At 60.2% G+C, this 26,850-nt stretch carries 20 protein-coding genes; 17 read left to right on the top strand and 3 right to left on the bottom strand.

Going from position 1 to position 26,850, the window contains the following annotated elements:
- Positions 1–73: 73 nt before the first annotated feature.
- Positions 74–1,054, top strand: coding sequence for a tRNA-dihydrouridine synthase (locus tag ACIN8IBEIGE_RS14670; protein WP_160015306.1), 981 nt, complete (start codon positions 74–76; stop codon positions 1,052–1,054).
- A gap of 172 nt (positions 1,055–1,226) precedes the next feature.
- On the opposite strand, the gene ACIN8IBEIGE_RS14665 is transcribed toward ACIN8IBEIGE_RS14670, so the two are convergent.
- Entirely contained in the window at positions 1,227–1,973 is a 747-nt protein-coding gene (locus ACIN8IBEIGE_RS14665; RefSeq protein WP_160015305.1) for an SDR family oxidoreductase, read from the bottom strand.
- Positions 1,974–2,105: 132 nt separating this feature from the next.
- Between ACIN8IBEIGE_RS14665 and ACIN8IBEIGE_RS14660 the strand changes: the two genes are divergently transcribed.
- A complete protein-coding gene (locus ACIN8IBEIGE_RS14660) occupies positions 2,106–2,552 on the top strand; it encodes an Hsp20 family protein (protein WP_160015304.1) in 447 nt (148 codons plus the stop codon).
- Positions 2,553–2,600: 48 nt separating this feature from the next.
- Here the strand turns inward: ACIN8IBEIGE_RS14660 and ACIN8IBEIGE_RS14655 are convergent, their stop codons facing one another.
- Both ACIN8IBEIGE_RS14655 and ACIN8IBEIGE_RS14650 read right to left on the bottom strand, forming a co-directional pair.
- A complete protein-coding gene (locus ACIN8IBEIGE_RS14655) occupies positions 2,601–5,900 on the bottom strand; it encodes a bifunctional diguanylate cyclase/phosphodiesterase (protein WP_160015303.1) in 3,300 nt (1,099 codons plus the stop codon).
- Positions 5,901–6,003: 103 nt separating this feature from the next.
- Positions 6,004–6,897 carry a LysR family transcriptional regulator gene (locus ACIN8IBEIGE_RS14650; protein WP_160015302.1) on the bottom strand — a complete coding sequence of 298 codons (894 nt, stop codon included), beginning with the start codon at positions 6,895–6,897 and terminating at the stop codon, positions 6,004–6,006.
- Positions 6,898–7,224: 327 nt separating this feature from the next.
- On the opposite strand from ACIN8IBEIGE_RS14650, the gene leuC reads away from it, so the two are divergent.
- The 15 genes from leuC to ACIN8IBEIGE_RS14575 all read left to right on the top strand — a co-directional run bounded on the left by leuC (position 7,225) and on the right by ACIN8IBEIGE_RS14575 (position 26,792).
- Complete coding sequence (leuC, locus tag ACIN8IBEIGE_RS14645; protein WP_160015301.1) at positions 7,225–8,652, top strand: 3-isopropylmalate dehydratase large subunit; 1,428 nt, start codon at positions 7,225–7,227, stop codon at positions 8,650–8,652.
- A 10-nt stretch (positions 8,653–8,662) separates the two neighbouring features.
- The gene (gene leuD, locus ACIN8IBEIGE_RS14640) at positions 8,663–9,310 is read left to right on the top strand and encodes a 3-isopropylmalate dehydratase small subunit (RefSeq protein ID WP_160015300.1); all 648 of its coding nucleotides are present in this window, start codon (positions 8,663–8,665) and stop codon (positions 9,308–9,310) included.
- 51 nt (positions 9,311–9,361) lie between these two features.
- The gene (gene leuB / locus ACIN8IBEIGE_RS14635) at positions 9,362–10,444 is read left to right on the top strand and encodes a 3-isopropylmalate dehydrogenase (protein WP_160015299.1); all 1,083 of its coding nucleotides are present in this window, start codon (positions 9,362–9,364) and stop codon (positions 10,442–10,444) included.
- A 198-nt stretch (positions 10,445–10,642) separates the two neighbouring features.
- Entirely contained in the window at positions 10,643–11,755 is a 1,113-nt protein-coding gene (gene asd, locus ACIN8IBEIGE_RS14630) for an aspartate-semialdehyde dehydrogenase (RefSeq protein WP_160015298.1), read from the top strand.
- A gap of 144 nt (positions 11,756–11,899) precedes the next feature.
- Complete coding sequence (locus ACIN8IBEIGE_RS14625; RefSeq protein ID WP_160015297.1) at positions 11,900–12,910, top strand: aspartate-semialdehyde dehydrogenase; 1,011 nt, start codon at positions 11,900–11,902, stop codon at positions 12,908–12,910.
- Positions 12,911–13,063: 153 nt separating this feature from the next.
- A complete protein-coding gene (locus ACIN8IBEIGE_RS14620) occupies positions 13,064–15,892 on the top strand; it encodes a FimV/HubP family polar landmark protein (RefSeq protein WP_160015296.1) in 2,829 nt (942 codons plus the stop codon).
- A gap of 3 nt (positions 15,893–15,895) precedes the next feature.
- Positions 15,896–16,762, top strand: a complete 867-nt coding sequence (truA, locus tag ACIN8IBEIGE_RS14615) for a tRNA pseudouridine(38-40) synthase TruA (RefSeq protein WP_160015295.1) — start codon at positions 15,896–15,898, stop codon at positions 16,760–16,762.
- Between the two features lie 51 nt (positions 16,763–16,813).
- A complete protein-coding gene (locus tag ACIN8IBEIGE_RS14610) occupies positions 16,814–17,434 on the top strand; it encodes a phosphoribosylanthranilate isomerase (RefSeq protein ID WP_160015294.1) in 621 nt (206 codons plus the stop codon).
- A gap of 213 nt (positions 17,435–17,647) precedes the next feature.
- Complete coding sequence (gene accD, locus ACIN8IBEIGE_RS14605; protein WP_090384408.1) at positions 17,648–18,532, top strand: acetyl-CoA carboxylase, carboxyltransferase subunit beta; 885 nt, start codon at positions 17,648–17,650, stop codon at positions 18,530–18,532.
- Positions 18,529–19,836, top strand: a complete 1,308-nt coding sequence (folC, locus tag ACIN8IBEIGE_RS14600; protein WP_160015293.1) for a bifunctional tetrahydrofolate synthase/dihydrofolate synthase — start codon at positions 18,529–18,531, stop codon at positions 19,834–19,836. The genes accD and folC overlap by 4 nt, the downstream gene beginning before the upstream one ends.
- Positions 19,820–20,419 carry an SPOR domain-containing protein gene (locus ACIN8IBEIGE_RS14595; RefSeq protein WP_160015292.1) on the top strand — a complete coding sequence of 200 codons (600 nt, stop codon included), beginning with the start codon at positions 19,820–19,822 and terminating at the stop codon, positions 20,417–20,419. Before folC ends, ACIN8IBEIGE_RS14595 begins: the two co-directional genes overlap by 17 nt.
- A 148-nt stretch (positions 20,420–20,567) precedes the next feature.
- Complete coding sequence (locus ACIN8IBEIGE_RS14590; RefSeq protein ID WP_090384421.1) at positions 20,568–21,122, top strand: CvpA family protein; 555 nt, start codon at positions 20,568–20,570, stop codon at positions 21,120–21,122.
- Between the two features lie 45 nt (positions 21,123–21,167).
- Positions 21,168–22,676 (top strand): amidophosphoribosyltransferase, encoded by a 1,509-nt coding sequence (gene purF / locus ACIN8IBEIGE_RS14585; RefSeq protein WP_090384428.1) that lies wholly within the window; start codon positions 21,168–21,170, stop codon positions 22,674–22,676.
- Between the two features lie 45 nt (positions 22,677–22,721).
- Entirely contained in the window at positions 22,722–23,933 is a 1,212-nt protein-coding gene (locus ACIN8IBEIGE_RS14580; protein ID WP_160015291.1) for an O-succinylhomoserine sulfhydrylase, read from the top strand.
- A gap of 231 nt (positions 23,934–24,164) precedes the next feature.
- The gene (locus ACIN8IBEIGE_RS14575; protein ID WP_160015290.1) at positions 24,165–26,792 is read left to right on the top strand and encodes a LuxR C-terminal-related transcriptional regulator; all 2,628 of its coding nucleotides are present in this window, start codon (positions 24,165–24,167) and stop codon (positions 26,790–26,792) included.
- Positions 26,793–26,850 lie beyond the last annotated feature (58 nt).

Genomic DNA, 26,850 nt, shown 5'->3' with positions numbered 1-26,850 from the left:
CGTACACTACGCGGCGTTTTTCTATCTGCGACTTTTAGCCGAAGCGCAGCACCGCATTTTCAAGAGACTGCCTATGCAAATCGCCCTGGCCCCGATGGAGGGGTTGGTCGACGAAATCCTTCGCGATGTGCTCACTCAGGTGGGCGGCATCGACTGGTGCGTGACGGAATTTATCCGGGTCACCGAGCGGGTCTTGCCCGTCAGCAGCTACGAGAAGCTCGCGCCTGAGTTGTTCAGCGGCGCGCAAACGGCCGCCGGCACGCCGCTGCGCGTGCAGTTTCTCGGCTCGGATCCGGCTTGCCTGGCGGATAACGCCGCCTTTGCCTGCACCCTGGGCGCGCCGGTGATTGACCTCAACTTCGGCTGCCCGGCCAAGACGGTGAACAAATCCCGTGGCGGTGCGGTATTGCTCAAAGAGCCCGAGTTGCTGCATGCCATCGTCCGTGAGGTACGTCGCGCAGTACCGGCAGCGATTCCGGTGACGGCGAAAATGCGCCTGGGTTTCGATCACAAGGATTACGCCCTGGAATGCGCCGAGGCGCTGGCCGAGGGCGGCGCGGCGCAAATCGTGGTGCACGCGCGGACCAAGGTCGAAGGCTACAAGCCGCCGGCGCATTGGGAGTGGGTGGCGCGGGTGCAGGATGTAGTGAAAGTGCCGGTGTTTGCCAATGGCGAGATCTGGACCCTGGATGACTGGCGGCGTTGCCGAGAGGTCAGCGGGGTGGAGGACATCATGCTCGGCCGTGGCCTGGTGGCGCGTCCGGATCTGGCCCGGCAGATTGCGGCGGCCAGGGCCGGGCAGGAGGTGGTGGCCATGAGTTGGGCGGAGCTGCAGCCGCTGCTGGCGGATTTCTGGCTACAGGCACGGCGCAAGATGTCGCCACGCTACGCGCCGGGTCGGCTCAAGCAATGGTTGGCCATGCTGACCCGCAGCTACCCGGAAGCGACCGAGCTATTCAACCTGCTGCGTCGCGAAAACGACTGCCAACGTATCGATGCTCTGCTCGGTATCGAGTTTGCCGAAGCTGAGCGTGTCGAGCAGGCGAGCGCCTAGCGGCGGTATGGCAATCCCCGCAGGCGATTCACTTGTCGCGGCTAAAGCCCCTCCCACTGCTTCTCCCATTGTCTAGGAGTAAGAGACATCTACTGGCATGACCACGAAATTGTCTCGTGGGAGGCGCTTTAGCGGCGAGCTTTTCGGGCACCTGGGCTATGCGATTGCCCGGCTAGCGCCCACCGCTCACATCCAGCAGCGCGCCACTGGTGTATGAAGCCTGCTCGCTGGCCAGCCAGAGCACGGCTTCGGCCACTTCGCGGGCCAGGCCGCCGCGGCCCATGGGCACACTCTGGCTGACCCGCGCAACCCGCTCCGGCTCACCACCGCTGGCGTGAATTTCGGTTTCGATCACCCCTGGGCGCACGGCGTTGACGCGAATGCCATCGGCCGCCACTTCCTTGGCCAGGCCCAGGGTCATGCTGTCGATCGCGCCTTTGGCTGCGGCGTAGTCGATGTATTCCCCAGGTGCGCCGAGCCGCGCGGCCACTGAAGAGAGATTGACGATAGTGCCGCCAGCGCCGCCCTGGCGCGTCGACATGCGCTTGATCGCCTCACGACTGCAGAGAAAGCTGCCGAATACATTGGTGGCGAACACCCGCTGCCAGCGCGGCAGATCCATCTGCTGCAAAGGCATCTGGGTTTCCAGGATGCCGGCATTGTTGACCAATACATCGAGGCGGCCAAAGTGTTGATCGAGGCGGGCGAACAGCTGCATCACCTGGTCTTCATCCGCAACATCCGCCTGCACGGCAATGGCCTGGCCGCCCGCCTGGATGATCTCGTTCACCAGCGCTTCCGCCGCGGCCTGTTGTCGGTGGTAGTTCAGGCATAGCGCGTAGCCCTGAGCAGCCGCCCGCCTGGCGGTGGCAGCGCCAATACCACGGCTGGCGCCGGTGATCAGCATGACCTTTTCCATCGACGTCTTCTCCCTGTAAGAAAATTTTGCAGAGGCTTGAAATCTACCCGAGCAGCCACATTTTTATTTATGCGGGATGCCGAAGTCGGGTTCCGCGGTTAACCACTCGCTGAATTTCAGGAGATTTAAATCATGAGCACCGCATTTTCCATGACCCCGCTGTTCCGTCAGTCCGTTGGCTTCGACCGTTTCAATGATCTGTTCGAGTCGGCCATGCGCAACGAGGCGGGTAGCAGCTATCCACCCTATAACGTCGAGAAGTATGCCGACGATCAATACCGCATCGTGGTCGCAGCGGCGGGCTTCCAGGAAGACGATCTGGAGCTGCAGGTTGAGCGCGGCGTGCTGACCGTGACCGGTGGCAAACGTGATACCAGCGCCGAGAACGTCACTTACCTGTACCAGGGCATCGCTCAGCGCGCGTTCAAGCTGTCGTTCCGCTTGGCCGACCATATCGAGGTCAAGGCCGCCAGCCTGGTCAACGGCCTGCTGAATATCGACCTGGTGCGCATCGTGCCGGAAGAGGCCAAGGCCAAGCGCATTCCAATTGGTGCTGGCCGCACTGTGCTGCAGAGCTAAGCAGTCTCGCAGTTAACAACAAGGGCACCTGTGGGTGCCCTTGTTGTTTTACAGGGGCGCCGGTATGCGGTTGTCATGTAGCAACTGGCGGAACTGCTGCAGTGGCACCGGCCGGCTGAACAGGTAGCCCTGGTAGTGGTGGCAGCCCTGTTGCTGGAGGAACTCCAGCTGGTCGATCTGCTCGACGCCTTCGGCAATCATGGCCAGGCCCAGGCTGCGCGCCATGGCGACGATGGCGCGGATGATTTCCGCATCGTTGGCGTCCAGGGTGGCATCGCGGACGAAGGACTGGTCGATCTTCAGTACATCCACCGGCAGGCGTTTGAGGTAGGTCAGCGAGCTGTAGCCGGTGCCGAAGTCGTCCATGGCGAAGGTTACGCCGTGGCGCTTTAGGCGATTCATCTTGGCGATGGTGTCGTCGATGTTCTGGATCACGATGCCTTCGGTGATTTCCAGCTTGAGCATGTGCGGCGGCAGGTGGCTGCTGGTCAGGCTGCTTTCCACCAGCTCGACAAAATCATTCTGGCGGAACTGCCGTGGGCTGATATTCACACACAGGCTGAATTGCGTGGCGTTGATCATGCCTTGCTCAAGCAGTTGGGCGCAGGCGTGGCAGGCTTCGGTGAGCACCCAGCCGCCGACTTCGAGAATCAGCCCGCTTTCTTCGAGCACATGGATAAACAGCGCCGGTGATTGCGCGCCCAGTGTCGGATGTATCCAGCGCAGCAGGGCTTCGGCACCAATGATCTGGTTGTTGCGTGCATCCACCTGGGGTTGAAAGTGCAGCTCGAACTCGCCCCGGGCGAGCGCCAGGCGCAGGTCATTTTCCAGGCGCAGGCGTTCACTGGCGGCTTTTTGCATGGTGTTGCGAAACAGCTGGATGCAGTTGCGCCCGGAGTCCTTGGCCCGGTAGAGGGCGATATCAGCGCGCTTGAGCAAATCCGAAGGGGTGTCGCCATGGTCGGGAATCAAGGCAATACCGATGCTCGGGGTGACCTGCAGTTGATGGCCGTCGAGCAGCATCGGTTCGGCGAGCAGGTGGCGCAGCTTTTCCGCCAGGGCGCGGACCTGCTGGACCACTTTCGAGCGTTTGCCTTCCAGGCCGGAAATCAGCACGACAAACTCGTCGCCACCCAGGCGTGCCACGGTGTCTTCCTGGCGCACGCTGGCTTCCAGGCGCGCGGTGACCAGCTTGAGCACCGCATCGCCGACCGGATGACCAAGTGAGTCATTGATGTGCTTGAAGTGGTCGAGGTCGATAAACAGCAGAGCACCGCGCAGTTCATGACGTCTGAGCAGGGATATCTGCTGGGTCAGGCGGTCGAGCAACAGGGCGCGGTTAGGCAGGTTGGTCAGTGAGTCGTGATAGGCCAGGTGCTGCACCTGGGCCTGGGCTTCCTTCAGCTCGCTGATGTCGCGGGCGGTGAGCAGCAGGCAGGGCGTGTTGTTAAGCTCGATGGGCTCAACCGACACCTCGACCAGCTTGACCGTGCCGTCGCGGTGCTTGCCGTGCATCTCCATGTGGTAGACATGCCCATCGCGCTGCAGCCTCTGGATCATCGCGTCACGCTCAGCCATATCTGCCCAGACATTGAGCTCCATGGCGCTGCGGCCGATCACCTCGTCAATGTTGTAGCCGGTCAGGCGACCGAAGCCTTCGTTGACTTCGATATAGCGGCCGCTGTCGCGTTCGGTAATGGTGATGGCGTCGGGGCTGGAGTGGAATGCCAGGGAGAACTTTTCCTGGCTGGCCTGCAGCTCGGCCTGGGCTTTCTGTCGTTCACTGATGTCGCGAAAAGTGGTGAGGATGCAGCGTTGGTTATTCAGCAGCATGGGCCTGGAGGAAACCACGCAGGTGATCACTCGGCCCTGTTTGTCGAGGTAGTCCGCCACTTCGTTATGCAGGCTGTGGTCGCGTTCGAGCTTGTCGTATAGCGCGGCCCGCACCTCGAGGTCTGCCCAGAATTTCAGCTCGGTCATCCGCCGGCCGATGATTTCCTCGGGTTGCCAGCCGAAGGTTTGACTGAAGCTCGCGTTGATTTCCATGGCCACGCCTTCCGGCAGAGTGGTCAGGGCAACGGGGTCTGGGCTGGCCTGGAACAAGTTGGCAAATTTGGCTTCGGAGGCGGCCAGATTCTGTTCGCGGCGCACCCGCTCGCTAATGTCGATAAGAATGCCGGCCATGCGCTCGGGTTTGCCGTCGGCGTCGCGGTAGAGCTTGGCGGTGCTTTCCAGGTAATGCACTTCCTTGTTGGCGTACACCGCGCGGTAGGTGACCTGATAATCCTCGGTCAGGCCCAGTGCCAGGTTGTTGAAGTGCTTGCGCATGGCGTGGCGGTCTTCCAGCGGGACAAAGCTGAAGAACTTGCGAAAATCGTCATGGAAGGGCTCGTCCGCCAGACCGTGCAATTTTGAGGCTCGGGCCGAGCCAAACAGCATGTTGCTGGGGATGTGCCAGTCCCAGGTACCGAGGTCGGCCGAGTCCAGAGCCAGGTTCAGGCGCTCCTGACTGTCGTGCAGGGCTTGCTCCTGATGGCGTTGCTGGGTGATATCGCGCAGCGACAGAACCAGGCAGGGGATGTCGCCCAGAAGTATTTCGCCGCCAAACAGCAGGTTCCTGCGGATGCTGCCATCGCGGTGGTAGAGCGGTACTTCCAGGCCGTTGAGGGTGTTGCTCTTGATCGCATCCATCATCCGTTGGCGATCTTCGAGGCAGGCCCAGATACCCATTTCCAGCGAGGTACGGCCCAGGGTTTGTTCGCTGCTCCAGCCAAATTGTCGCTCGAAGCCCGCATTGATCTCGATAAAGCGGCCGCTGGATTTCTCGGTGATGACCACGGCGTCGGGGCTGTAGTTGAAGGCCTGGGCGAACTTTTCCTCGCTGCTGCGCAGTGCCTGTTCACGGGCTTGCTGGCTGGTTATGTCGCGGATGACGCCAATAACACGCTGTTTGCCGTCGGCATCCAGCTGCAGGCTGCCGCTGATTTCCAGCCAGTGCAGGCTGCCGTCCGGCCAGCGAATTCGGTGACGAAAAGCGCGGTTACTTGGGTTGCCGGCGAGCAGCTGCTCGAAGAGGCGCAGGACATCGGGGCGGTCTTCCTCGGGGATCAGCTCGATATAGTCGATGCGCTTTTCCAGCGGCAGCTTGGGGTCGAGGCCGAACAGCGCCTGGGCGCCGCGTGACCAGCTGACGCGGCCGCTTTCGATGTCCCAGTACCAGGTACCCAGTTTGGCGCCGTTGAGGGCGCGTAATAGACGCGGGGCATCGTTCCAGGTGCTTTCGAATTCGGCAGGATCCAGTGCCGGGATAAACGGCAGTGGCGGACGGCGATCACTGGATTTAGCCACGACCAACTCTTCCTTTGTATACGTGGGTTTCCTGGCCTGTGGCTGAGCAACGGGGCTGAGTCATGCAGAAACCTTTCTTATCGTTATAAGCCCACGTTAGCCCTTAGTCGCTGGCCATTGCAAGGCCGTCACGCTGGGCATCCAGCAGGTTCATAAAGGCCCGCGCGGCGTTGGAAAGGGTGCGCTCAATGTGGCTGATATAGCCCAGCTGACGGGTCAGCTGGATGCCCGGCAATGGCAGGCGCGCGACCTGCTCGTCGAGCATGGTGCGCGGCAGCACACTCCAGGCTAGGCCGATGGAGACCATCATCTTGATGGTCTCCAGATAGTTGGTGCTCATGGCGATATTCGGTGTCAGCCCCTGGGCTTCGAACAGGCGCCGCACAATATGGTGGGTGAAGGTGTTGCCGCCTGGAAAGACCGCCGGGTGATGTGCCACATCGGCAAGGCTGATGACCTGGCTGCGTGCCAGCGGATGCTCGGGAGCGGCGACGAAATCCAGCGGGTCGTCCCACACGGCCACGGCATGCACTGGCTCGCGGGTTTCCGGGGCCAGGGTGATCACCGCCAGTTCAGCGCGGCCATGCAGCACTTCTTCATAGGCCACTTCGGAGTCGAGAAACTGGATATCCAGCGCCACTTGCGGGTGCGCCCGGGTAAAGGCGCGCAGCAGCGGTGGCAGGCGGTGCAGGCCAATGTGGTGACTGGTGGCCAGGGTCAGGCGACCGCTGATCTCGCCATTCAGGTTGGTCAGTGCGCGGCGCGTATCATCGAGCACATTGAGTATCTGGTAGGCCCGCGGCAGCAGGGCGCGGCCGGCCTCGGTCAGGCTGACCTCGCGGCCCAGGCGGTCGAACAGGCGCACATTGAGCTGCTGCTCCAGGCTGGCGATGCGTTTGCTCACTGCTGGTTGGGTCAGGTGCAGGCGTTCAGCCGCCTCGGAGAAGCTGCCCAACTCGGCGATAGCAATAAAGGCATTGAGGGTGGCGAGATCCATAGGCTGCTCCTGGCGATGGGCGACGTTCAGTGTGCGCAACTTAAACGCACATGTATTCCGAATAGGAATGCTTTGAATGAAAAATATGAATTTGAGTAATTTAATGCAAGCCCATAGGATTGCCCCATAAGCCAAAGGGCTATTTGCCCAGGCATAGAAAAGGGCACCTCTAAAAACGTAGGCGAGGTAGCCAGCGCAAGGCAAAAACAGGCGAAGAAGCGGAGTTTACGTGTTGTAAATGAGCATTCTGGGCCTGTTTTTAACGCCGCGATGGCAACGCAGGTAGTTTTTAGAGGTGCCCGAAAGACGTTGATGAGGAAACAGCTGATGGCCGGCAAAACGCTGTACGACAAGCTCTGGGACATGCACGAAGTGAAGCGCCGCGACGATGGTTCGTCGCTGATCTACATCGACCGGCATATCCTCCACGAAGTGACCTCGCCGCAGGCCTTTGAGGGCTTGCGTCTAGCCAGCCGCAAACCGTGGCGCATCGACGCCAACATCGCCACTCCGGATCACAACGTGCCGACCACCAAAGCCGAGCGTCAGGGCGGCCTGGAAGCCATCGCCGATGAAGTGTCACGGATTCAGGTGCAAACCCTGGATGAGAACTGCGATGACTTCGGCATCCTCGAATTCAAGATGAACGACATCCGTCAGGGAATTGTTCACGTGGTTGGACCAGAGCAGGGCGCGACCTTGCCGGGTATGACCGTGGTCTGCGGCGACTCGCACACTTCGACCCACGGCGCATTCGGCGCGCTGGCCCATGGCATCGGCACTTCTGAGGTCGAGCATGTGCTCGCCACCCAGTGCCTGGTGGCCAAGAAGATGAAGAATATGCAGGTGCTGGTCGAAGGCAAGCTGCCGTTCGGCGTGACTGCTAAAGACATCGTACTGGCCGTGATCGGCAAGATCGGCACCGCTGGCGGCAACGGCCATGCACTGGAATTCGCTGGCAGCGCGATTCGCGATCTGTCCCTGGAAGGGCGCATGACGATCTGCAACATGTCCATCGAAGCCGGTGCCCGCGTAGGTCTGGTGGCGGTGGATGAGAAAACCATCGCCTACGTCGAAGGTCGCCCGTTCGCGCCCAAGGGCAGTGATTGGGATAAGGCTGTGGAGCAGTGGCAGGACCTGGTGTCCGATGCCGATGCAGTGTTCGACACAGTGGTCGAACTGAAAGCTGAAGACATCAAGCCGCAAGTCAGCTGGGGTACTTCCCCTGAAATGGTTCTGGCCGTGGATCAGAACGTACCGGACCCGGCCGCCGAAAACGACCCGGTGAAGAAGGATTCGATCATCCGTGCCCTGAAATACATGGGTTTGCAGGCCAATCAGGCAATCACCGATATCCAACTGGACCGCGTGTTTATTGGCTCCTGCACCAACTCGCGCATTGAAGACCTGCGCGCTGCTGCTGAGGTCGCCAAGGGCCGCAAGGTTGCCAGCACCATTAAGCAGGCAATGGTGGTGCCTGGTTCCGGTCTGGTCAAAGCCCAGGCGGAACAGGAAGGTTTGCACCACATCTTTATCGAGGCCGGCTTTGAGTGGCGCGAGCCAGGCTGCTCCATGTGCCTGGCGATGAACCCGGACAAGCTGGGCAGTGGCGAGCATTGCGCCTCCACCTCCAACCGCAATTTCGAAGGCCGTCAGGGCGCGGGTGGCCGTACCCACCTGGTCAGCCCGGCGATGGCTGCTGCTGCTGCGGTAACCGGTCGCTTTGTTGATGTGCGCGAATTGATCCAGGCCTAAGGAGCTGACGATGAAAGCCTTTACCCAACACACCGGCCTGGTTGCACCGCTCGATCGCGCCAACGTCGACACCGACCAGATCATTCCCAAGCAGTTCCTGAAGTCGATCAAACGCACCGGCTTCGGCCCGAACCTGTTCGATGAGTGGCGCTATCACGATGTCGGTCAGCCGAATCAGGACAACTCCAAACGCCCGGTTAACCAGGAATTCGTGCTGAACCTCCCGCGTTACCAAGGTGCCAGCGTGCTGCTGGCGCGGGAGAACTTCGGTTGTGGCTCTAGCCGCGAACACGCGCCTTGGGCGCTGGAAGAGTACGGCTTCCGTACCATCATCGCGCCGAGCTTTGCCGATATCTTCTTCAACAACAGCTTCAAGAACGGCCTGCTGCCGATCATCCTCAAGGAAGACGAGGTCGATGCGCTGTTCCAGCAGGCGGAAGCCACTGTCGGTTATCAGCTGACCGTCGACTTGGCCGCGCAAACCGTGACCCGTCCTGACGGCGTGCAGTACAGCTTCGAGGTTGATGCCTTCCGTAAGCATTGCCTGCTCAACGGTCTGGACGATATCGGCCTGACCCTGCAGGACAGTGAGGCGATCAAGGCCTTTGAAGCCACTTATCAGCAGCGCAGCCCCTGGCTGTTCGGCGCCATCAAGTAATCAGTGGGCGAGCGCATCCGCCGCTCGCCGATTTAATGAGTTGAGAAAAGTATGTCCAAACAGATTCTGATTCTCCCCGGTGACGGTATCGGCCCGGAAATCATGGCCGAGGCGGTCAAGGTGCTTGCCCTTGCCAACGACAAGTACAACCTGGGTTTCGAACTGAGTTTCGATGACCTCGGTGGTGCGGCCATCGACCGTTACGGCGTGCCGCTGGCTGATGAAACCCTGGCGCGCGCTAAAGCCGCTGACGCCATTCTGCTTGGCGCAGTGGGCGGCCCGAAATGGGACACCATCGACCCGGCGATCCGCCCGGAGCGTGGCCTGCTGAAAATCCGCTCGCAGCTGGGTCTGTTCGGCAACCTGCGTCCGGCGATTCTCTACCCGCAACTGGCTGATGCCTCCAGCCTCAAGCGCGAAATCGTTGCCGGCCTGGACATCCTTATCGTGCGTGAGCTGACCGGTGGCATCTATTTCGGCCAACCGCGCGAGAGCAAGGTGCTGGAAAACGGCGAGCGCATGGCCTACGACACCCTGCCGTACAGCGAGAGCGAAATCCGCCGTATCGCCCGCGTCGGCTTCGACATGGCGCGCGTGCGTGGCAAGAAGCTCTGCTCGGTGGACAAGGCTAACGTGCTGGCCTCCAGCCAGCTGTGGCGCGCGGTGGTCGAGGAAGTAGCCAAGGATTATCCGGACGTCGAACTCAGCCACATGTACGTCGACAACGCCGCCATGCAACTGGTACGTGCGCCGAAGCAGTTCGACGTGATGGTGACCGACAACATGTTTGGCGACATCCTCTCGGATGAAGCCTCGATGCTCACTGGTTCCATCGGCATGCTGCCGTCTGCATCCCTGGATGCCAACAACAAGGGCATGTACGAGCCGTGTCACGGCAGCGCGCCGGATATTGCCGGGCAGGGCATTGCCAACCCGTTGGCGACCATCCTCTCGGTATCGATGATGCTGCGTTACAGCTTCAATCAGACGGCAGCAGCCGATGCCATTGAACTGGCGGTCAGCAAGGTGCTGGATCAGGGCCTGCGTACCGGTGACATCTACAGCGCGGGTACGATCAAGGTCGGCACTGCGGCAATGGGTGATGCGGTAGTCGAAGCGCTGCGTAGTCTGTAACAGGCCGTTGAAAAACGTTGGCGAGGCAGCCAGCGCAAGGCAAAAACAGGCGAGAAAGCGGAGTTTACGAGCTGTAAATGAGCATTTTGAGCCTGTTTTTAACGCAGCGATGGCAACGTAGGTAGTTTTTCAACAGCCTGGTAATCTTCCTGGCCCGCCGGATGTCTCCGGCGGTCAGCTTATATAGGTGTAGTGGTTATGAAACGTGTAGGTCTGATCGGTTGGCGCGGCATGGTCGGTTCCGTGCTGATGCAACGCATGCTGGAAGAGCAGGATTTCGACTTGATCGAGCCGGTGTTCTTCACTACCTCCAATGTCGGCGGCCAAGGCCCGGCGATTGGGAAGGAAACGGCGCCTTTGAAGGACGCCTACAGCATTGACGAGCTGAAAAGCCTGGACGTGATTTTGACCTGCCAAGGTGGCGACTACACCAACGAAGTCTTCCCCAAGCTGCGCGAAGCCGGTTGGCAGGGCTACTGGATCGATGCCGCTTCGTCGCTGCGCATGGATGACAGCTCGGTCATCGTGCTCGACCCGGTCAACCGTAAGGTGATCGACCAGCAGCTGGATGCCGGCACCAAGAACTATATCGGCGGCAACTGCACTGTCAGCCTGATGCTGATGGCTCTGGGCGGTCTGTACGAGGCTGGCCTGGTCGAGTGGATGAGCGCCATGACTTACCAGGCGGCGTCCGGTGCTGGCGCGCAGAACATGCGCGAGCTGATCAAGCAGATGGGCGCGATCAATGCGTCTGTCGCTGACGAACTGGCCGACCCGGCCAGCGCCATCCTCGACATCGATCGCAAGGTCGCCGAGGCCATGCGCGGCGAGTCCTTCCCGGTCGACAACTTCGGTGTGCCGCTGGCCGGCAGCCTGATCCCCTACATCGACAAGGAACTGCCGAACGGCCAGAGCCGTGAAGAATGGAAAGGCCAGGCGGAAACCAACAAGATTCTCGGCCGTTTCAAGAACCCGATCCCGGTCGACGGTCTTTGCGTGCGCATCGGCGCCATGCGTTGCCACAGCCAGGCGCTGACCATCAAGCTGAACAAGGATGTGCCGCTGTCGGACATCGAGGGGCTGATCAGCCAGCACAACCCTTGGGTGAAACTGGTGCCAAACCAGCGTGAAGCGAGCATCCGCGAACTCGGCCCGACCGCTGTGACCGGCACGTTGAGTGTACCGGTCGGTCGTCTGCGCAAGCTCAACATGGGTTCGCAGTACCTTGGCGCGTTCACTGTCGGTGACCAGCTGCTGTGGGGCGCGGCAGAGCCGCTGCGCCGCATGCTGCGCATCCTGCTGGAGCGTTGATCGCGCTGCGCTGATACGCAAGCAAGCTGTCTAAAAGGGGCGGGTTGCTGGGTGTTCGAGTCAAATCGAGCGCCGAGCAGTCCGCTCCTTTGCATTTGGCGGGTGCGGCTATACAGTGCTGGGCTTATTTATCCGAGCCTTGCCATGAACCGTACTTTTGATATTGCCGTAATCGGCGCCACCGGCAGTGTTGGCGAAGCCCTGGTGCAGCTGTTGGAGGAGCGCGAGTTCCCGGTGGCCAATCTGCACCTGGTCGCCAGTGGTGAGTCGGCCGGGCGTTCCTTGTCCTACAAGGGCAAGAACCTGCGCGTACGTGACCTGGAAACCTTCGACTTTGCCAGTGTGCGGCTGGTGTTCTTCGCTGCTGGCAGCAAGGTAACACGCAAATATGCCGCGCAAGCTGCTGCGGCTGGCTGCGCAGTGATTGATCTGGCCAGCGGTTTGTCGGCCGCGCAGGCGCCACGGGTGATTCCTGAGGTCAATCCTGAAGCATTGGCGAGTCTGGCTGCCCCCTATGTGTTGACCAGCCCAAGTGCTCCGGGTATTGCGTTGGCCGCGGTGCTGGCGGCTTTGCCTGAGCAAGTCCGTATTCAGCGGGTGACTGTGACGGCTTGTCTGGCAGTTTCCAGTCGCGGGCGTGAAGGGGTTGCAGAGTTGGCGCGACAGACTGCCGAACTGCTCAATGGTCGGGCGTTCGAGCCGCAGTTGTTTGATCGGCAAATGGCGTTCAATCTGCTAGCGCAGGTCGAGCAGACCGATAGCGCTGGGCATGCTGGGCTGGAGCGCCAGGTTGCTGACGAGCTCAAGGCGTTGCTGGGTTTGCCGGAGTTGCAGGTTGCAGTGACCTGCATCCAGGTACCGGTGTTTTTTGGTGACAGCCTAAGCGTTTCACTGCAAGCCGAGTCGGCCGTCGACCTAAAGCAGGTATACGCCGCTCTGGACGCCGCAGTAGCTCTGGAATTGGTGGAGTTGGATGATTACCCGACTGCGGTCGGCGATGCAGTCGGCCAGGATGTAGTCTATGTTGGCCGAGTCCGCGCCGGTTTGGCTGATCCAGCTGAACTCAATTTGTGGATTACGTCTGATAACGTGAGAAAAGGCGCGGCGCTAAATGCTGTGCAATTAGCCGAGTTGTTGATAAAACACTATCTGTAAAAGATACTTACCTAGAAATTTGAAGAATCTTTCGAGCTTGGCAATACTGGCTGAGTTGATTGCTGAATGGGGTTGCGTCTTCGGGCGGGGCAGGCGGCAATTTTCAAGATCCTCTCGCTGGTCGAGAAAAAAGATAAAACAAGGGATAACGCTATGGTTCGGGTTCGCAAACTGGTGCTGGCAATCGCAGCTGCTTCGGCGCTGTCATCCGGTATGGCGCACGCGCTGGGGCTGGGTGAGGTGACCCTGCAATCGGCGCTCAATCAGCCGCTGGTGGCTGAGATTGAGTTGCTGGAAGTGCGTGACCTGGCTTCCAACGAAGTAATACCGACCCTGGCATCCCCGGAAGCGTTCAATAAAGCCGGCGTTGATCGTCAGTTCTTCCTGACTGACCTGAAGTTCACCCCGGTACTTAAACCCAATGGCAAGAGCGTCATTCGGGTTACCTCCAACAAGCCAATGCGTGAGCCGTACCTGAACTTCCTGGTTGAGGTGCTCTGGCCGAATGGCCGTTTGCTGCGTGAATACACCCTGCTGCTTGATCCGCCGCTGTACACCCCGCAGAGCGTTATTCCTGCCACCGCGCAGATGCCTGTAGCAACACCGGCACCAGCGCCCCGCACACAGACTCCAGCACCTGCGCCGCGCTCAGCAACTGCTGCGGTTCAACCGGTCGCTCCAGCGGCTCCGGCAGCACCTGCCGCCCCAGCAGCCAAGCCGCTGGAAGGCAACGAATACAAAACCACTGCCAACGACACCCTCTGGGAAATTGCCCAGCGTGCGCGTGCCGGTGGTAGCGTGCATCAGGCCATGTTGGCGATCCAGGACTTGAACCCGGATGCCTTTATCGGCGGTAACATCAACCGCCTGAAAAGTGGCCAGGTACTGCGCCTGCCTGATGAGCAGCAGGTCAAGAGCCGTGCTCAGGGTGAAGCCCTTGCTCAGGTTGCCGAGCAGAACGCCGCTTGGCGTGAAGGGCGCAGTGTTGCTGCCAGCGCCCGTCAGCTGGATGCCACTAAACGCACTAGCGCCGCCGCGACTCCAGCCAAAGTTGAAACTGGCGATAGCCTGAAACTGGTTGCTGCTGACAGCGGTAAAGCCACTGCCGGCAGCGACAAGGGCGCCGCCGACAGCAAAGCGTTGACTGACAAATTGGCCGTGACCCAGGAAAGCCTGGACTCCAGCCGTCGTGAAAACGATGAATTGAAAGGTCGTATGACGGACCTGCAAAGCCAGCTCGATAAGCTGCAGCGTCTGATCCAGTTGAAAGATGACCAGATGGCCAAGCTGCAGGCTGATCTCGCTGCGCAAGGTCAGGTGCCTGCTGTGGTACCTGTGGCCCCAGAAACTCCTGTAGCTGAAACCCCTGTTGCACCAGTTGAACCCGCTCCTGAAGCTGCGCCACAAGATCCAGCGGCTGCAACGCCCGTAGTGCCCGCTGCAACCGGCGAGACAGATTTTAATTACAGCGAAGAACCCGCTGCTCAGCCAGAGACCGCAGCGCCTGTTGCGGTAGAGCCAGCTCCGATTGCTGCTCCCGAGCCAGCTCCGGTCACGCCCGCTGCCCCTGTTGCCGAAGCGCCTGTAGTTGCCGAGCCGCAGGCTGAAAGCAGTGCTATTGATGATCTGTTGGCCAATCCGATGTTGCTGGGTGCTGCAGGCGGCGGTGCACTGCTGATATTGCTGGTTGCGCTGATGATGCTGTCGCGCCGCAATGCGCTGAAAGAAGCCGAACTGCAGGAAAGCCTGGCCGCTGATGAGGGGGCGTCCGATCTGGGGGCTGGTCTGGACCTGCCGGATGACAGCTTTGCTGGCATGGCTGATGATCTGGATAGTCAGCAAGCTGATCTGCCTGGCGAAGAGCGCGTGACTGCGCAAACCGGCGATGCACTGGGTGAGGCGGATATCTACATCGCCTATGGCCGCTTCCCTCAGGCTGCTGAATTGCTGCAAGGCGCCATCAATGATGAGCCGCAGCGTAGTGATCTGCGTCTGAAATTGATGGAGGTCTACGCGGAGATGGGTGACCGTAATGGTTTCGCCCGTCAGGACAGCGAGCTGCGTGAGATTGGTGGCAGTGCTGCCGAGCTTGATCAGATCAAGGCCCGCTACCCGGCCATGGCCGTTGCTGCCGGCGCTGGCTTTGCCGCCGCAGCGGCTGCTGAGGAAAATCTAGACGGCTTCAGTCTGGATGATCTGGCCCTGGACGAGCCTAGCCCGAAAGCCGCCACTGGCGATCAGGACGATGCATTCGATCTAAGTCTGGATGATCTTGAGTCTGAACTGGATCGTGACCTGCAGACTGCCGGTAATACTGCCTCGCTGGATGATCTGGATAGCTTGTCACTGGATGACGATATGGACTTCAGTTCGCCAGTTGAGCAAGCCGACAGCAAGGATGACGACCTGGGTTTTGATCTGAGCCTGCCTGAAAGCAGCGACAGCGGTCTTGATCTGAGCGGCGATCTGGCTGACTTTAGTCTGGATCTGGATACTCCGGCCAAGCCTGCAGCAGCTGCCGAAGATGACTTCCTGCTGAGTCTGGATGATGAGCCAAGTGCAGCGCCGGTTGTGGCAGAGCCAGGTTTTGATCTGCCGGATGAGCAGGTGAGCGGTGATTTCGATCTGTCGGCTGATTTCGATCTGTCACTAAATGATGAAGCGCCTGTGCAGCCATCAAGCGACAGCTTTGCTGCTCAACTGGATGACGTCAGCGCTGAGCTGGATTTGCTGTCTGATGACCTGGATCAACCAGCTGGTCTGGATGAGCCGGCCGGTGCCGCCCCGTCCAGCCTGGATAATGACGATGACTTCGACTTCCTCTCGGGTACCGACGAGACGGCAACCAAGCTCGATCTGGCGCGTGCCTACATCGACATGGGTGATACCGAAGGTGCTCGCGATATCCTCGATGAAGTCATCACCGAAGGTAACGAAGGTCAGCAAAATGAAGCGCGTGAGCTGATCGCTAAATTGGTCTGATACATGTCTGATGGTCTTACTACAACGGCAGCCGATTCGGCTGCCGTTGGCGTTTTCAAGATAGCCCTGGGTGTCGAGTACAAAGGTTCGCGCTATCGCGGCTTTCAGCGCCAGCGCGCCGGTGTGCCTTCAATTCAGGAGTCGCTGGAAAAGGCCCTGGCGAAAGTCGCCGGCGGTGTTCCCGTAACGCTAAGCTGTGCTGGGCGTACCGATGCGCTGGTGCATGCCAGTGCCCAGGTGGTGCATTTCAATACGCCGGTCGAGCGCTCCATGCATGCCTGGGTCATGGGCGCGAATATGAATTTGCCCGGTGATATCAGCGTGACCTGGGCCAAGTCGATGCCGGCGCACTTTGATGCGCGTTTTTGCGCCCAGGCGCGGCGTTACCGTTATGTGATCTATAACGACCAGATTCGTCCGGCGCATATGGCCGAAGAAGTCACCTGGAACCATCGGCCGCTGGATATCGAGCGCATGCGCCAAGCCGCGCAGTGTTTTATCGGTACCCATGATTTCAGCGCTTTCCGTGCGCGCCAGTGCCAGGCCAAGTCGCCGATCAAGACGGTGCATCACCTGGAGTTACTGCAACACGGGCGTTTTATCGTGCTGGATATTCGCGCCAATGCCTTTCTGCATCATATGGTGCGCAATATCGCCGGGGTGCTGATGACTATTGGTGCGGGCGAGCGGTCGGTTGAGTGGGCGCAGGAAGTGCTGGAGACCCGCGTGCGGCGTACCGGTGGAGTGACTGCGCACCCCTATGGTTTGTATTTGGTGCAGGTTGATTACCCTGAGGAGTTCGATTTGCCCAAACGCTATTTAGGGCCGCACTTTCTTTCCGGCTTGCCGGATGTGGCGGCTGACGCCTAAAAGGCTATTTGCTAGCATCCGGCTTTCATTGAATTTATCGAGGTCATCCTGTTGTCAGCCGTTCGCAGCAAGATTTGTGGCATTACCCGCATAGAGGACGCATTGTCGGCTGTTGAGGCGGGGGCTGATGCAATTGGCCTGGTGTTCTATGCCAAGAGCCCGCGCGCGGTCACGCTGCAGCAAGCGCGCTCGATCATTGCTGCTTTGCCGCCTTTTGTGACCACGGTGGGCCTGTTTGTTGATGCCAGTCGTTGTGAGTTGGGTGAGATTCTCGATGCAGTGCCGCTGGATTTACTGCAGTTCCATGGCGACGAGAGTCCGGAAGATTGTGATGGCTACCATCGCCCCTATATCAAGGCGTTGCGGGTCAAATCGGGCGATGACATTGCTGCGCAGGTGGCGCTGTTCAAGAATGCCAGCGGCGTGTTGCTGGATACCTATGTGCCAGGCATTCCGGGTGGTACGGGCGAAGCATTCGATTGGTCGTTGGTGCCTCAAGGCTTGAGCAAGCCGATTATTCTGGCGGGCGGCCTGACGGCTGAGAATGTTGCGCAGGCCATCGCTCAGGTGCGTCCCTATGCCGTGGATGTCAGTGGCGGCGTGGAAAAGGCCAAAGGCATCAAGGATGCCGAGAAGATTCGCGCTTTTATGCAGGCGGTAAAGACTGCTTGAGGTGTGCAGGGTTGATGTGACGACGCTGCCGGCTTGGCCGTCCATACCCCTGTTGCAGGTTAGATAAACGCTGCAGGCGGGCGTTTGAGGCGGCGGGTGCGTACTGCGTAGCTGTACCGGCCCCTGAAACGGCTGTACCCATGAATTTTCCCGGTTAGGCCTGGTCGCATTTGGCGCAGCCCGTCCGGTTAACAGCTTTGGAGAGTCAAGAGCATGAGCAACTGGTTGGTAGACAAACTGATCCCATCGATCATGCGTTCCGAGGTCAAGAAGAGTTCGGTGCCCGAAGGGCTGTGGCATAAGTGCCCGTCCTGCGATTCGGTGCTGTACAAGCCCGAGCTGGAAAAGACCTTGGATGTTTGCCCCAAGTGCAATCACCACATGCGTATCGATGCCCGCGCGCGCCTGGATATCTTCTTAGATGCTGAAGGACGTGAAGAGCTGGGCGCCGACCTTGAACCGGTTGATCGCCTGAAGTTTCGCGACAGCAAGAAGTACAAGGATCGCCTTGCCGGCGCGCAAAAGCAGACCGGCGAGAAAGACGCCCTGGTGTCGATTCGCGGCACCCTGGAAGGCATGCCGATTGTGACCTGCGCGTTCGAGTTCTCCTTTATGGGTGGTTCGATGGGCGCCATCGTTGGTGAGCGCTTTGTCCGTGCCGCGAATGCCGCTCTGGAGCAGCGTTGCCCGCTGGTGTGCTTCTCCGCGTCCGGTGGTGCACGCATGCAGGAAGCGCTGATCTCGCTGATGCAGATGGCCAAGACGTCGGCCGTGTTGGCGCGCCTGCGTGAGGAAGGTATTCCATTTATTTCCGTGCTGACTGACCCGGTGTACGGCGGCGTGTCGGCCAGTCTGGCCATGCTCGGTGATGTGATTGTTGCTGAGCCCCGCGCTCTGATTGGCTTTGCCGGCCCGCGCGTGATCGAGCAGACCGTGCGCGAGAAACTGCCGGAAGGCTTCCAGCGCAGCGAATTCCTGCTGGAACACGGCGCCATCGATATGATCATTCACCGCGCTGAACTGCGTCCGCGCCTGGCGCGTCTGCTCGCTCAGCTGATGGGGCTGCCGTCGCCTGTAGCCTTGCCGGCGACTGCATGACCGAGCGCTCCCTTGCCGATTGGCTGAGCTATCTGGAGCAGCTGCATCCCAGCGCCATTGATATGGGGTTGGAGCGTTCGCGGATCGTGCTGCAGCGCCTTGGCCTGGCCAAGCTGGCGCCGCGGGTGATTACCGTCACCGGAACCAATGGCAAGGGTTCGACCTGTGCATTTATTGCCTCGCTGCTGCAGGCGCAGGGTCTCAAGGTCGGGGTCTACAGCTCACCGCACCTGTTGCGTTACAACGAGCGCGTGCAGATCGCTGGCGTTGAAGCCACTGATGCCATGCTCTGTGAGGCTTTCGCCGTGGTCGAGGCCGCGCGTGGAGACACCTCACTGACCTATTTTGAGATGGGCACTCTGGCCGCTTTCTGGTTATTCCAGCAAGCTGGGCTGGATGCTCTGGTGCTCGAAGTTGGCCTCGGTGGTCGGCTGGATGCAGTGAATCTGCTGGATGCCGATATCGCGCTGGTCACCAGTATTGGCATTGATCACGCCGACTGGCTGGGGGATACCCGTGAGTCGGTCGCTTTCGAGAAAGCTGGTATCTTCCGTGCCGGCAAACCCGCTCTGTGTGGCGATCTTGAGCCGCCACAGCCTCTGCTCGATCAAGTGGCGCTGCTTGACGCTCCATTCTTCCTGCGTGGCCGTGACTATGACCTGAGCATTAAGGCGCAGGATTGGTCCTGGTATGGGCTTAATCATCAAGGCGAAGTACTGACGCTGGCGCATTTGCCGCTGCTCGATCTGCCCATGGAAAACGCTGCCCTGGCTCTGCAGGCATACGCAGTGATGCAGCTGCCCTGGCAGCCCGAGCTGATCAGCCAGGCTTTGCAGCAGACCCGGGTGACCGGGAGGCTGGATCGCAGAATGCTCAATTGGCAGGGTAAGTCACTCACGCTGCTGCTCGATGTTGGGCATAATCCCCATGCTGCCGAGTATCTCGCTCAGCGTTTGGCCAACCGTTCGCGATCAGGTAAGCGTCTGGCTGTATTTGGTTTGCTGGCTGATAAGGACCTGCCCGGTGTGGTGGCGCCTTTGCTTAGCGAAGTGGACAGTTGGGCGGTGGCGGCTTTGCCGACCAGCCGCACGCGGGCAGCCAGCGAGCTGCAGGCGCATCTGCAAAACGCTGGGGCGCAAGTCGTCGCTTATGCCAGCGTGCAGGCCGCGCTTGAGGCTCAGTGTGAGCAGGCTTCGGATGGGGATGAAGTGCTGCTGTTTGGATCTTTCTACTGCGTGGCCGAGGCCCTGGATTGGCTGGCCCGCCAAGCCAATGGGGGCGTGCAGGATGGCTTTGCTGGATAAGGGATTGAAGCAGCGCATGGTCGGTGCGTTGGTATTGCTGGCGCTGGCGGTAATTTTCCTGCCGATGCTGCTGTCGCGTGAAGATGAATCGCAGCGGGTTCAGGTTGATGCGCCGGCAATGCCGGTGGCTCCCGAGATCCCAGACGTCGAATTGCAGCCGGTAGCAGTGCCTGAGCCGCAGCTTTTGCCTGATGAGCCGATTGGTAGCGAGGTCGCGCAAGGCCTGGAGCCAAAAGAACCTGCTGTAAATGAGCAGCCGGCCGCACCAACAACACCGGCTGCAGCACCTGAGCCTGTGGCAAAACCACCTCAGCCTGCGCCGAGTAAGCTGGATGCCAATAGCCTGCCGATTAGCTGGTCAGTGCAGCTGGCGAGCCTGTCGAGTAGCGATGGCGCGCAGAAATTGCAGAAAACCCTGCGCAGCCAGGGCTATAACGCCTATATCCGTACTGTTGACGGCATGAACCGGGTGTTTGTCGGGCCGCTGATCGAGCGTGCCGAGGCGGATCGCCTGCGTGATCAGCTCAATCGTCAGCACAAACTCAATGGTTTTGTGGTGCGGTTTCAGCCCGAAGCTGGCTGAGCAAGCGGCTTGGCGTGCTTCGCCAAGCCGAATTGTTTGGCCCGCCACTAGGCTGGCCGGGCATTTCAGCGGTTGGCGAATCCTTTGCTTACGCCCCACGCAGGTGCTCTGCTAAAATGCAGCGCCTTTCTCGTCGGTAACCTGCATCGTGGCATTCACCTGGGTCGATTGGGCGATTATCGCCGTTGTCGCCGTTTCAAGTCTGATCAGTCTGAGCCGAGGCTTCGTCAAGGAAGCCCTGTCATTGCTTACCTGGATCATTGCCGGCGTGGTCGCCTGGATGTTCGGCGGCGCACTGTCGCAGCACCTGGTGGATTTTATCGAGACGCCTTCGGCGCGCGTGATTGCAGGTTGCGCGATTCTATTTGTGGTCACCCTGTTGGTCGGTGCCCTGGTCAACTACCTGATTGGTGAACTGATCCGGGTGACTGGGCTGTCAGGGACTGATCGTTTTCTCGGCATGGTCTTCGGCGCGGCGCGCGGAGGCCTGCTGGTTGTGGTGCTGGTCGGTCTGATCAGCCTGGCTCCGGTGCAACAAGACAGCTGGTGGCAGGAGTCAGCACTTCTGCCGCATTTTCTGATGGTTGCTGATTGGTCAAAAAACCTGATTCTGGGGTTGTCCAGTGAGTGGCTGGCCAGCGGCGTTACTGCGCCGGTGGAGTTACCGTTCAAAGAGGCACTGCAGCAGCCTAAACTGCCGTAAGTGCATTGCGAATCATCGTGTTTCATTGAGTAGGGGTTGCGTCACATGTGCGGCATTGTCGGTATCGTCGGTAAATCGAACGTCAATCAGGCGCTGTATGACGGGCTGACCGTCCTCCAGCACCGCGGCCAGGATGCTGCCGGTATTGTCACCAGCCATGATGGCCGCCTGTTCCTGCGCAAGGACAACGGCCTGGTGCGTGATGTGTTCCAACAGCGGCACATGCAGCGCCTGGTCGGCCATATGGGCATCGGCCACGTGCGCTACCCGACTGCGGGCAGCTCCAGCTCGGCCGAAGCGCAGCCGTTCTACGTCAACTCGCCGTATGGCATCACCCTGGCGCACAACGGCAACTTGACCAACGTCGAGCAGCTGGCCAAGGAGATCTACGAGTCCGACCTTCGCCACGTCAACACCAACTCCGATTCGGAAGTGCTGCTCAACGTATTCGCTCACGAGCTGGCCCAGCGCGGCAAGCTGCAGCCCACCGAAGAAGATGTGTTCGCTGCCGTCACTGACGTGCACGAGCGCTGCCTGGGTGGTTACGCGGTAGTCGCGATGATCACCGGTTACGGCATCGTCGGTTTCCGCGACCCTAACGGTATCCGCCCGATCGTCTTCGGTCAGCGTCATACCGACGAAGGCGTGGAATACATGATCGCCTCGGAAAGCGTGTCGCTCGACGTGCTCGGCTTTACCCTGATCCGTGACCTCGCGCCGGGCGAAGCGGTGTACATCACCGAGGAAGGCAAGCTGTTTACCCGTCAGTGTGCGGCCAACCCGAAATACGCACCCTGCATCTTCGAACACGTCTATCTGGCGCGTCCTGACTCGATCATGGACGGCATTTCGGTGTACAAGGCGCGTCTGCGCATGGGTGAGAAACTCGCCGACAAGATCCTCCGCGAGCGTCCGCAGCATGACATCGATGTGGTTATCCCGATTCCCGATACCAGCCGCACCGCGGCACTGGAACTGGCCAACCATCTGGGCGTGAAGTTCCGTGAAGGCTTCGTCAAGAACCGTTATATCGGCCGTACCTTCATCATGCCGGGCCAGGCGGCGCGCAAGAAATCCGTGCGGCAGAAGCTCAACGCCATCGAACTGGAGTTCCGTGGCAAGAACGTGATGCTGGTGGACGACTCCATCGTGCGTGGTACCACCTGCAAGCAGATTATCCAGATGGCCCGCGAAGCCGGGGCGAAGAACGTGTACTTCTGCTCGGCAGCGCCAGCGGTGCGTTACCCGAACGTCTACGGCATCGATATGCCCAGCGCCCATGAGCTGATCGCCCACGGCCGCACCACCGAGGAAGTCTGCGAGCTGATCGGCGCCGACTGGCTGATCTATCAGGATCTGCCGGATCTGATCGAAGCGGTCAGTGGCAGCAAGAAGATCAAGATCGACAACTTCGACTGCGCGGTTTTTGACGGTAAGTACGTGACCGGCGATGTCGACGAGGCTTACCTGGATAAGATCGAGCAGGCGCGCAACGATGCCTCCAAGGTCAAGTCCCAGGCGGTCAGCGCGATTATCGACCTGTACAACAACTAGGTTGCAGTTCGGCCTGCTGCGGCGGGCTGGTTGAGGGGATTGGCAATGACGATTGAATGGCAAGCCGGGCGTCTGGACAGTGATCTCGACGGCGTCGGCTTCGACACCCTGGCGGTGCGCGCCGGTCAGCACCGCTCGCCGGAAGCTGAGCACAGCGAGGCGATCTACCCTACCTCCAGTTATGTGTTCCGCACTGCGGCCGATGCGGCTGCGCGCTTTGCCGGCGAAGTGCCGGGCAATGTCTATTCGCGCTACACCAATCCGACCGTGCGGGCCTTCGAGGAGCGCATCGCCGCTCTTGAAAGTGCCGAGCAGGCGGTCGCGACGTCCTCTGGCATGTCGGCGATTCTGGCCATTGTCATGAGCTTGTGCAGCGCCGGCGATCATGTGCTGGTGTCGCGCAGCGTATTCGGTTCGACCATCAGCCTGTTCGAGAAGTACCTCAAACGCTTTGGCGTGCAGGTCGACTATGTGCCGCTGGCAGATCTCGACGGCTGGGCTGCGGCATTCAAGCCCAACACCAAACTGCTGTTTGTCGAATCGCCGTCCAATCCGTTGGCCGAGCTGGTGGATATTGCCGCCTTAGCGGACATCGCCCACAGCAAAGGCGCGCTACTGGCGGTGGATAACTGCTTCTGCACCCCGGCGTTGCAACAGCCGCTCAGGCTCGGTGCAGATGTGGTGATGCATTCGGCAACCAAATACATCGACGGCCAGGGCCGCAGCATGGGCGGTGTAGTTGCAGGCTCGGCCAAGCTGATGACCGAAGTGGTGGGCTTTCTACGTACCGCCGGGCCAACACTCAGCCCATTCAACGCCTGGATCTTCCTCAAAGGCCTGGAAACTCTGCGCATCCGCATGCAGGCGCATTGCGCCAGCGCGCTGCAATTGGCGCAGTGGCTGCAGCAACAGCCCGGTATCGAGCATGTGTACTACGCCGGTTTGCCCAGCCACCCGCAGCATGAGTTGGCCAAACGTCAGCAGAGTGCTTTCGGTGCCGTGGTCAGTTTTGAGGTCAAGGGCGGCAAAGAGGCGGCCTGGCGTTTTATCGATGCCACGCGGGTGATCTCGATCACCACCAATCTCGGCGACACCAAGACCACCATCGCCCATCCGGCAACCACCTCCCACGGTCGTCTGAGCCCCGCCGAGCGTGCTAACGCCGGTATTCGTGACAACCTGATTCGCGTTGCGGTGGGCCTGGAAGATCTGGCTGATCTGCAAGCCGATCTGGCTCGAGGTCTGGCGGCGCTCTAAGTCGCTCTGCATACCTGGCGGGCTTTCCCGGCCCGCCAGGGTGCTTTATTTCTCCCCAGGCGCATTCCCTGCCTCGCCAAATTTTCTGGCGCGTATAGCTGTGGGCAAACCTTTGGCTAGCGACGGGTAAAACATGACGCACTTCAAAGTCTGAAGGTGTGCAGGCGCTAGCATCCACCGCCAAGCGCGGCGTCTGACCGTGCGCCGAATAATAAGAACAGGGTCTGCCTGATGGACCGACTTCAGCCGTGTGTATTGCCTGCCAATGGAGTGCTGCGCCAGAGCCTGCTGGAGCTGCTGGCGCGCAGTGAGCGCTTTGCCCTGACTTTGCTGCTGGCTCCGGCTGGCTCGGGAAAGTCGACGCTGTTGCAACACTGGCGCGGCTGTTGCCCAGCGAGGATGGTGCATTACCCACTGCAAGCGCGGGACAACGACCCGCTGTGTTTTTTCCGCCGCCTGGCTGACAGCATCCGCGCTCAGGTCGGAGATTTCGATACGTCCTGGTTCAACCCCCTGGCGGTGGCTTCGAGCCTGTCGCCGCAGCTATTGGGCGAGCTGCTCGCTGATGCCTTGGCGCGGGTCAACGGGCCACTGTTTATCGTGCTGGATGATTTTCAGTGGATCGAGTCGCGCAGCATTCTTGAGGTGATGGCGGCGCTACTTGATAAGCTGCCTGCCCATGTCCACCTGATCATCGCCAGCCGTAATCACCCAGGCTTTGCCCTGAGTCAGCTGAAGCTGGAAAACCGCCTGCAGTGCATTGATCAGCACGACCTGCGTCTGTCGGTCGAGCAGGTGCAGCAGCTCAATAGCCACCTGGGCGGTCAGGCGCTGAGTCAGGAGTATGTCGACAGCCTGCTGGGCATGACCGAAGGCTGGGTGGCGGGGGTGAAGATTGCCCTGCTGGCCTATGCGCGCTTCGGCACTCAGGCGCTGCAGCGCTTTAACGGCAGCCAGCCAGAAATCGTCGACTACTTTGGCCATGTGGTGCTGCGCCAGTTACCGCCGAACCTGCGTGAATTTCTGCTGTGCAGCGGTCTGTTCGAGCGCTTTGACGGTGCACTTTGCGATCATGTGATGCAGCGCAGTGGCTCGGCGTTGCTGCTGGAGGAATTGGCTGAGCGTCAGCTGTTCCTGCTGCCGGTGGAAAATCAACCAGGCTGGTTCCGTTTTCATGCCCTGTTGCAGGACTTTCTCTGTCGCCGCCTGCAAGTCGAAGAATATGCGCGCCTGGATCAGCTGCACAGTCGCGCCGCCGACTATTACCTGAGCCTGGGCGAGTATGAGCAGGCGTTGCAGCATGCCCGGTACTGTAGTGATCAGCACATCTTCCTTGGCCTGCTGGAGCATTGCTGCGCGTCATGGGTACGCAGTGGGCAGTTTGGCGACATTCTGCGTTGGTTGGAGCCGCTTCCAGAGACGCAGCTGCTGGCGCAACCCAAGTTGCTCGGCTGGCTGATCGCCGCGCTGTCGCTGTCGCGGCGTTTTCATCAGGCGCATTACCATCTGGAATTACTCGATGGTCTGCAGGAGCACGCGCCGGGTGCGAATCTGGAGCCGGCCACGCGGCAGTTCCTCGCCCTGTTGCTGGGCTTGTTCGAGCAGGACAAGGACTTTGAGCCGCCGCCGGCCTGGCGTGACCTGCTGGGTGCGGGGCAGGACCTGGAAATTCGCGCCTGCACCCTGGCGGTGATTGCCTATCAGCACTTGTTGGCGGCGCGTCTGCAGGATGCGATTCGCTTCGCCAGCGAGTCCAAGCAGTTGCTCGCGCAATGTGGGCACAGCTTTCTGGAAAGTTACACCGATCTGATTATCGCGCTGTGCCACCGCAATGCCGGACGCGCCACCCATGCGCGCAAGCAGGTGTGTCTGGACTACCAGAGCGCCGATTCTGTGTCTCCGGCCTGGGTCAATCGCGCCACGGCCATGGTGGTGGTGCTGTATGAGCAGAATCAGCTGGTTGAGGCGCAGCAGCTGTGTGACGAGCTGATGGCGATGGTCAATTCATCTTCGGCCACCGAGGCGATTGCCACGGTCTACATCACCTTGTCGCGGTTGCTGCATCGCCAGCAGCAGACGGCGCGTGCCAGCCGCTTGCTCGATCAGCTGTCGTGCATTCTGCAGTTGGGCAACTACGCGCGGTTTGTCAGCCAGGTGGCCCAGGAAAGCATGCGCCAGGCGTACCTGAGCGGTAAGAGTGCCTGCATGGATGCCGTAGCTCAGCGCTACGATTTGCTTGGACGGTTGCAGGCCGGGGAGTGGGAGCGCGTGCGCGCCTATGACGAAAGTTGGGAGCGCCAGGGTTTGGCGTGCGTGTACTGGTTGCAGGCACGCGGTGCACAGGCGCAGGCCGAGCGGATTCTCAAGGTGCTGGCGGCCTCGTTGCGGCAAAGCGAGATGCGTGCGCGGCTGTTGATCGTCGAAGCCAACCGCCTGGTGCTGGCGGCGTTCAGTCAGAGCAAAAACCAGCAGCTGGCGGCACTGGGCGGTCTGGTCGAGACCTATGGCATCGTCAATATCAACCGCTCGGTATTCGATGAAGCGCCAGGTTTTGCTGCAGGTGTGCTGGACCTGGCACAGTCCGGCTTGTTGGTGGTGCCGGAAAAATACCGTGAGCACTACGCAGAGTTTCTCCAGGGTACTCAGGTTGCGCCGCCGCTTGATGCGCTGGCCGGCGGCCTGCTGACCGGGCGTGAGGTGGAAGTATTCGAGTACCTGCTTAGCGGCCTGTCGAACACCCAGATCAGCGACAAGACCGGTATTGCCTTGTCCACCACCAAGTGGCACCTGAAAAACATCTACTCCAAGCTCAACGTCTCCAGCCGCACCGAGGCGATTCTCGCCGTCCGGCCGCGCTAGGCCTCTCTACCAACTGATTAGCCTTAGCCCCTCCGCAGGAAGGGGGCGCGACGCCATA

It is taken from the genome of Pseudomonas sp. 8BK (genome assembly GCF_902506475.1).
Classification (GTDB): domain Bacteria; phylum Pseudomonadota; class Gammaproteobacteria; order Pseudomonadales; family Pseudomonadaceae; genus Aquipseudomonas; species Aquipseudomonas anguilliseptica.
This window is presented reverse-complemented; position numbering and strand designations above follow the sequence as displayed.